The following is a 6960-nucleotide window of genomic DNA, read 5'->3' on the forward strand; positions in this document are numbered from 1 at the left end:
CGGACGGTTTCACGCGCCGGCAGCTACTCCTTCTTGAGCGTGTCCTGGATGGTTCCCGCAGCCTTCTCCATCATGTTCGGCAGCTCAGTGGTCCCGTAGAAGCGGGAATCCGGGTGCGTGGGCGGCGGCATGGGGACGCCGGCCGGGGGTTCAGCCACATAGGTGAACTCGCCCAGGCCGTCCGGTGTGGGGCCCTTGGCCCATGAACCTTCCGCCGCGGCCTGGCCGTCGGAGTAGTTCCGGTACTGGTAGGCAACGTCCCGCATCTCCTTGTTGATAGGGAAGTTGCTCGGCACGGGGAAGTTTTCGTTGCCTTCCTCCTGCAGCTCTCGGGCGGCAGCCACCCACTGGTTCTGGTGCATGGTGTCGCGGGCCAGCAGGAAGGACAACATGTCCCGGATCCCATGGTCGTCGGTCATGTGGTAGAGCCGGGCCACCTGCAGCCGGCCCTGCATCTCGGCGTTGGCGTTCGCCCAGAAGTCGGCGAGGAGGTTGCCGCTGGCGGTGATGTAACTGCCCTGCCAGGGATTTCCGTTGCTGTCCACGGGCCGGACGCCGGCGCCGGCCACGATGGCTGACTGGACGTCCATACCGCCCACAACGGCCGCAACCGTGGGATCGGCCTGAACGGCGTCTTCGGTAATGCCCAGCGGCGCCTTCTCCAGCAGCTGCGCAATCATGGTGGCCAACATTTCAACGTGGCCGAATTCCTCGGCGCCGATCCCGAAGAGCATGTCCCGGTACTTCCCGGGGATGTGTGCGTTCCAGGCCTGGAATGAGTACTGCATGGCAACGGTGATTTCACCGTACTGCCCGCCCAGGACTTCCTGCAGCTTCCGGGCGTAGACGGCGTCCGGCTTATCCGGCGTCGCCTTGTATTGAAGTTCCTGCTTGTGAAAGAAAACCATGAGTATGTCCTCTCGAGCTCACATCTGGATTTGTTTGGAACCGATCCGGTTCCGGCAGCCTAGTTAATCAGCATGCTTACTATCCTGCGTCAGATGCGCCGATATTTCCAGACGGTTGACTACCCCGAAACAGAAGCCAGCCTCCCACGGCCAGGACCACGCTGACCGCCAGGAAGCCAAGGTCCCAGGCCAGCGGACCGCCCAGGTCATCCCGGACGTGATGGATCTGGAGGAGCTGATGGTTGACCAGGCCCTCGACGATGTTGAAGACTCCCCACCCGGACAGGACCAGGCCGGCATGGAACCTCCAGCTGGCTGACAGCCGCCCCTGCCGGCGGGCGCGGACGGTGAGGGCTGCCGCGGCCACCACCAGCACCCACATGGCGCTGTGGAACAAGCCGTCCGCCAGAGTATTCAATTCCAGGCCGGCCACTGTTTTGGTGTTGCCGCTTTCGGTGTGGCTGAGCATGTGGTGCCATTGCAGCAGCTGGTGCAGGACGATGCCGTCCACAAAACCGCCGATCCCCATGCCGAACAGGAAGGCCGGGGCCTTGGCCGCCACACCGGCCGCCTTCGCCGGCGGCGTTCGGGTTTCCCGTGACACTGTTCGTTCCCCCTTCGTCGGTGCACCTTTCATCTTGACCCCTACCCGCCGTCGGGCCGCACTAAGCAAACCTGCACCCCCCTGTCGGTGCCGACCCTGCGCCCTTGACCAGCTCCTGCCCGAAGTGGAAACGTAGGCCACGCGGTGCGCCTCAAGCAGCGGGGCAGTTCCTGCGAGAGTGGAACCGCACTGTCAGCCAACAACCCAAGGCGGCACACATGCGAGCAATGGTTTACCGGGGCCCGTACAAGATCCGGGTCGAAGAAAAAGACATTCCCAGGGTCGAGCACCCCAACGACGCAATTGTCCGGGTGACCACTGGAGCCATATGCGGTTCTGACCTGCATCTCTATCACGGCATGATGCCAGACACCCGGGTGGGGATGACCTTCGGCCACGAGTTCGTGGGGGTGGTGCACGAAGTTGGCTCCTCAGTGCAGAACCTGTCCGTAGGAGACCGCGTGATGGTCCCGTTCAACGTGTACTGCGGCTCCTGCTACTTCTGCTCACGCGGCCTGTTCTCGAACTGCCACAACGTCAACCCGAACGCGACGGCAGTGGGCGGCATTTACGGCTACTCCCACACCTGCGGCGGTTACGACGGCGGCCAGGCGGAGTTCGTGCGCGTGCCCTTCGCCGACGTGGGACCTGCCAAAATTCCGGACTGGATGGACGAAGAGGACGCCGTCCTGCTCACCGATGCGCTTCCCACCGGCTACTTTGGTGCCCAGCTCGGCGACATCGCGGAAGGGGACACCGTGGTGGTGTTCGGGGCCGGCCCGGTGGGCCTGTTCGCCGCCAAGTCCGCCTGGCTGATGGGCGCCGGCCGGGTGATCGTGATCGACCACCTGGAGTACCGGCTCGAGAAGGCCCGCACCTTTGCCCATGCCGAAACGTACAACTTCGTGGAATACGACGACATCGTGGTGCACCTGAAGAAGGCTACGGACTACCTGGGCGCCGACGTCGTCATTGATGCGGTAGGGGCGGAGGCGGACGGCAACTTCCTCCAGCACGTGACCGCCGCGAAACTAAAGCTGCAGGGCGGCTCTCCTGTTGCGCTGAACTGGGCAATCGACGCCGTGCGCAAGGGCGGAACGGTATCCGTGGTGGGCGCGTACGGCCCCATTTTCAGCGCCGTAAAGTTCGGCGACGCCGTGAACAAGGGCTTGACGCTGCGGATGAACCAGTGCCCGGTGAAGCGGCAGTGGCCGCGGCTCTTCGAACATATCCGGAACGGGTACCTGAAGCCCAGCGACATCGTCACCCACCGCATCCCGCTGGAGCACATCGCGGAGGGTTACCACATGTTCTCCGCGAAGCTCGATGACTGCATCAAGCCCCTCATCGTTTCCACCCCGGCCTGAAAGGAACAGCACCATGGCTGAAATACCTACGCCTTACACGGCCGGCAAGCCGGCGCTGACGGAGTCCGTGGAGGACCTGCGGGCGCGGATTCCGGGATGGGGCGCGGACCTCGATCCGGCGGACCGGCCCTCCTTCCCCCGTGAGCAGCCCGGAATTAAGACCGGCGCGCACTGGGACTTCCCTGATCGCCAGGAAGAGAAGTGGCCCCGGGAGCGGTCCATCGAGCACGCTTTCGTGACACCTGTTTTTGGCACTTCCACCCCTCCCAAGGGCGCGTCGGGTGCCATCCGGAAATACGCCTACAAGTACAGCGAAGGCCGGGCCGCGCACTGGCTGCTGCTCATCGCGGCGGACCGGGTGGACGCCTGGGAACACCACCTGCGCTCGTTCGCTACCCTGCGTCCGGACAACCCGGTAACCGAGACCGGCGTGCTCAGCGAGTTTTCCCGTCATGGCTTGGGCTCCCGGTTCGGGAAAAAGCGCGCCGACGTGAACCACCAGTGGATTGACCCCCTGTTAGTGGGCGGGCCCTGGGTTCTTGCCGGCCTTGGAGGTGTGGTCGCAGTGCGGGCGCTCAGGCGTGCGGCGGTGGGGCGGAAATGACGGAGGCCACCTCGGGCAGGGCGTCGTTCACCACGGTGGCGGACGGCGTCCACTGTGTCTCCGAGGCCTTCGTCAATTTCTACCTTGTGGAGAGCTCCGACGGGTTGACCCTGGTGGACTCCGGACTGCCGGCAATGTGGAAAACACTGGAGGAATCGGTGCGGGGCCTGGGGCATGCCCTCGGCGATATCAAGGCCGTGGTGCTCACCCACGCGCACTTCGACCACCTGGGCCTGGCGCACCGGCTGCACTCGGAATTCAAGGTGCCGGTGTGGGTGCACGGCGGGGACTCCTTCATCGCCCGCCACCCCTACCGGTACCAGCACGAGAAGTCCCGTTTCGTCTTTGCGCTGGCGCATCCCGGCGGCCTGCCCGTCCTGGCCGGGATGACCAAGGCGGGCGCGCTGCGGGTGAAGGGCGTCGACGACCTGATGCTGTTCCCTGCCGGATCCGGCACGCTGCCGGTCCCGGGATCGCCCGACGTGGTGTTCTCCCCCGGCCACACCGCCGGGCACTGCGGGCTTTACCTGCGGGACCGGGATGTGCTGTTCAGCGGGGACGCCCTGGTGACCCTCGATCCCTATTCAGGCCGGACCGGGCCGCGGATCGTGGCAGGAGCCGCCACCATGGACAGCCGGCAGAACCTGGACACCCTCACCCAACTCGCGCGGACCGGCGCTTCCCTGGTCCTGCCCGGCCACGGCGAACCATGGACAGGCGGCATCGGGGAGGCCGTTGAGGCAGCCCGGCGCGAGGCGGCTGCCTGATCCCTGCTGCGCGCCAGCCCGCCGTCGTAATCCCTGCTGCTGACACAGAAAAAACACTCAGTTGAAACATTTCAGCAACCTCGCCACGGCAAGCTGTTCTTACGGGGATACAACAGCAGGAGGCACCGCATCATGGAGGCACCAAAAGTAATGACGGCCCAGCTTCGCATCGGCGACCAGATCGAAGCGTGGCACAACGGCAAGCTCTTCCACCGGGGGCGCGTTACCGACGTCGTACCCGCCCTGGAACTGTTCTGGATCCTGGATGCCAGGACCGGCGCACGGAAGCTGCTGGATCCGGAGGCGCTGGAGATACGGCATGTGGAGGAACAGGCCAAGCCTCTGGCCACCGCCTGACACCGCGGGTTGCAGGAACTGGTCCTGCCGCCCGGGGACAGCCCCGAATGGTTTTGGAGGCGTAGGAAAACCCGGCATGCCGCCGCGCATAGAATGAAGCCAATGCGGCACCACCGCGGCAGTCCGGGCAATACCTGCCCGCTACCACCACGAAGGAGCACATCATGATCGGATTCATCGTTGCCGGATTGATCATCGGCGCACTGGCCCGCCTCATCAAGCCGGGCAAGCAAAACCTGGGCCTGTTGGCAACCCTGCTGCTGGGCCTGGTGGGCTCGGTGATCGGCGGAGTAGTTGCTTCCCTGCTGGGCACCGGAGACATCTTCGAGCTGAACTTCCTGGGATTCATCGTGGCTGTCATCGCCTCTGTGCTCCTGGTGGGCACGGCCGAGGCAGTTGTTGGCCGGCGCAGGTCAGTGCGCCGCTAAAGCCCACCGCCCGGAACCTGGAGCTTTTGTCCACGTACGCCCGTTTCAGGACTGGCGAAGTCCCCGTACGCGGACAAAAACTCCATTGCCGGCCTGGCTTTAAGGCTTTTCCTGGTACACGTCCGGGATGCCGTCCTGGTCCGCGTCCACTTTTTCAGCCGCTTCGGCTGCACGGTACTGTCGGTTCCTGGTCTTAAGGACTGCCGTTGCGAGCAAGGCCGCCAGCAGGGAGGCGGCAAGGATGCCTACCTTCGCGTGGTCATCATGCAGGCTCCCCTGCCCGAAGCTGAGCTCGGCCACCAGCAGGGAGACGGTAAACCCGATGCCGGCCAGGAGTGACACACCGAAGACATCAATCCACTTAAAGGATTTATCGAGCTCTGCCCTGCTGGTTTTCGTCAGGAGCCAGGTGGTGCCCATAATGCCGACCGGCTTTCCGAGCACCAGCGCCACGATGATGCCCAGTGCAACCGGATCCGCCAGGGCAGAACCCAGTCCTCCCCAACCGCCAACAGCCACGCCGGCGGAGAAGAAGGCGAAGATGGGAACAGCCACGCCCGCCGAGATGGGCCGGAAGCGGTGCTCAAAGATTTCCGCCAGGCCCGGTCCCGCCTCCGGGCCGCCGGCTGCCTGCGAGCGGATCACCGGGATGGCGAAGCCCAGCAGCACGCCGGCCACCGTGGCGTGGATGCCTGAGGCGTGGACAAGTGCCCACGTGACCACGCCGAGCGGCAACAGGATGACCCAGGCCGCCGGAGCTTTCATGCCAAAGAAGTATCGGAATTTGTGCGCCAGGAAGCCGTAGACCGCCAGCGGGATCAGGGCGAGGAGCAATGGCATGACGTGCAGGTCGCTGGTGTAGAAGAACGCGATGATGCTGATGGCAATGAGGTCGTCCACCACAGCCAGGGTCAGCAGGAAGATTCGCAGCGCGCTGGGCAGGTGCGAGCCGATAATGGCCAGGACTGCAACCGCGAAGGCGATGTCAGTGGCGGTAGGGATTGCCCAGCCCCGCAAGGTCTCCGGGCTGGCAAGGTTGATGGCCGCATAGATCAGCGCCGGGACCACCACTCCGCCCGCTGCAGCAGTCACAGGGACGATCGATTTGCTGATTTGCCGCAGGTCTCCCGCCACGAACTCCCGCTTCAGCTCCAGGCCCACCAGGAAGAAGAAGATTGCCAGCAGGCCGTCGGCTGCCCAGGCACCGAGGCTGAGTTCAAGGTGCCAGGGCTCGTAGCCCACCTTGTAGTCCCGGAGCGCGAAGTAACTGTCCGAAGCTGGCGAGTTGGCCCAGACCAGGGCGATAATCGCCGCGGCGACCAACAATGCCCCGCCTACAGTCTCCTTGCGCAGGATCTCCCCGATCCGGAGGGACTCGGCATAGCTGCCGCGTCCGAAGATCGTGGAGCGGGTGGGGTTGGGTGGGGGCGTTTTACTCATGAAGCGTCCTCAAATTCGGTTCGACAAAATCATGCCGACCAGACTTCCCGGCGCACCTTCGATCCATCTTACAGGGGCGCACCCCTGCCGCCATGATGGCCTCAAGGCAGTGTCAATGCAGAAGTTGTGGTCCAGTTCACTCCTTTTCCATCCGAAGCAGGAGCAGCTCCGAAGTACCAGTGTCCCTCACCTGGGACGGCAACGTTACTTGTATGAGGAGACTGCTTTCCGATGAACAAGACACTCCGCCTTATGGCCGTTCCAACCCTCGCTTTGGGCGCCCTTGCACTTTCCGGTGCCCCGGCCATGGCCCATGATGGTGCCGACCATTACCAGTCCACCCTCAGTCAGCTCAATGGCAGCGCCGGCTCGGGCACTATCACTGTTGATGTCACGGGCAACCAGGCCCATGTTGTCCTGAATGTTTCGGGCATGCCGGCCACGTTCATGGACGCCCCGTACCCGCACGTCCAGCACATCCACGG

At 64.2% G+C, this 6960-nt stretch carries 8 protein-coding genes and 1 pseudogene; 6 read left to right on the forward strand and 3 right to left on the reverse strand.

The features are described from left to right. Positions 1-23: 23 nt before the first annotated feature. Both AC5RWX_RS28510 and AC5RWX_RS28515 read right to left on the reverse strand, forming a co-directional pair. Positions 24-908, reverse strand: a complete 885-nt coding sequence (locus AC5RWX_RS28510; protein ID WP_494099606.1) for a manganese catalase — start codon at positions 906-908, stop codon at positions 24-26. A 79-nt stretch (positions 909-987) separates the two neighbouring features. After that, the gene (locus tag AC5RWX_RS28515; protein ID WP_494099607.1) at positions 988-1512 is read right to left on the reverse strand and encodes a DUF2243 domain-containing protein; all 525 of its coding nucleotides are present in this window, start codon (positions 1510-1512) and stop codon (positions 988-990) included. 218 nt (positions 1513-1730) lie between these two features. Here AC5RWX_RS28515 and AC5RWX_RS28520 point away from each other — a divergent pair, with 218 nt between their 5' ends. The 5 genes from AC5RWX_RS28520 to AC5RWX_RS28540 all read left to right on the forward strand — a co-directional run bounded on the left by AC5RWX_RS28520 (position 1731) and on the right by AC5RWX_RS28540 (position 5035). Beyond that, the gene (locus AC5RWX_RS28520) at positions 1731-2879 is read left to right on the forward strand and encodes a zinc-dependent alcohol dehydrogenase (RefSeq protein WP_494099608.1); all 1149 of its coding nucleotides are present in this window, start codon (positions 1731-1733) and stop codon (positions 2877-2879) included. Positions 2880-2892: 13 nt separating this feature from the next. Further along, positions 2893-3483, forward strand: a complete 591-nt coding sequence (locus AC5RWX_RS28525) for a hypothetical protein (protein ID WP_494099609.1) — start codon at positions 2893-2895, stop codon at positions 3481-3483. After that, on the forward strand, positions 3480-4250 hold the full coding sequence (locus AC5RWX_RS28530) for an MBL fold metallo-hydrolase (protein ID WP_494099610.1): 771 nt from the start codon (positions 3480-3482) through the stop codon (positions 4248-4250). Before AC5RWX_RS28525 ends, AC5RWX_RS28530 begins: the two co-directional genes overlap by 4 nt. Before the next feature lie 132 nt (positions 4251-4382). Further along, entirely contained in the window at positions 4383-4607 is a 225-nt protein-coding gene (locus tag AC5RWX_RS28535; RefSeq protein ID WP_494099611.1) for a hypothetical protein, read from the forward strand. Positions 4608-4771: 164 nt separating this feature from the next. Then, positions 4772-5035, forward strand: coding sequence for a GlsB/YeaQ/YmgE family stress response membrane protein (locus AC5RWX_RS28540; RefSeq protein ID WP_163167433.1), 264 nt, complete (start codon positions 4772-4774; stop codon positions 5033-5035). 99 nt (positions 5036-5134) lie between these two features. On the opposite strand, the gene nhaA is transcribed toward AC5RWX_RS28540, so the two are convergent. Continuing rightward, positions 5135-6475 carry a Na+/H+ antiporter NhaA gene (gene nhaA / locus AC5RWX_RS28545; protein WP_494099612.1) on the reverse strand — a complete coding sequence of 447 codons (1341 nt, stop codon included), beginning with the start codon at positions 6473-6475 and terminating at the stop codon, positions 5135-5137. A 231-nt stretch (positions 6476-6706) separates the two neighbouring features. On the opposite strand from nhaA, the pseudogene AC5RWX_RS28550 reads away from it, so the two are divergent. Beyond that, positions 6707-6960, forward strand: a pseudogene (locus AC5RWX_RS28550) (hypothetical protein); the annotation flags it as partial.

The organism is Arthrobacter sp. SPT-J7, from assembly GCF_059089965.1.

Coding starts and splice junctions, on each gene's coding strand:
- AC5RWX_RS28540 (WP_163167433.1), top strand. CDS start 4,772: ATGATCGGATTCATCGTTGCCGGATTGATCATCGGCGCACTGGCCCGC.
- AC5RWX_RS28530 (WP_494099610.1), top strand. CDS start 3,480: ATGACGGAGGCCACCTCGGGCAGGGCGTCGTTCACCACGGTGGCGGAC.
- AC5RWX_RS28510 (WP_494099606.1), bottom strand. CDS start 908: ATGGTTTTCTTTCACAAGCAGGAACTTCAATACAAGGCGACGCCGGAT.
- AC5RWX_RS28535 (WP_494099611.1), top strand. CDS start 4,383: ATGGAGGCACCAAAAGTAATGACGGCCCAGCTTCGCATCGGCGACCAG.
- AC5RWX_RS28525 (WP_494099609.1), top strand. CDS start 2,893: ATGGCTGAAATACCTACGCCTTACACGGCCGGCAAGCCGGCGCTGACG.
- nhaA (WP_494099612.1), bottom strand. CDS start 6,475: ATGAGTAAAACGCCCCCACCCAACCCCACCCGCTCCACGATCTTCGGA.
- AC5RWX_RS28520 (WP_494099608.1), top strand. CDS start 1,731: ATGCGAGCAATGGTTTACCGGGGCCCGTACAAGATCCGGGTCGAAGAA.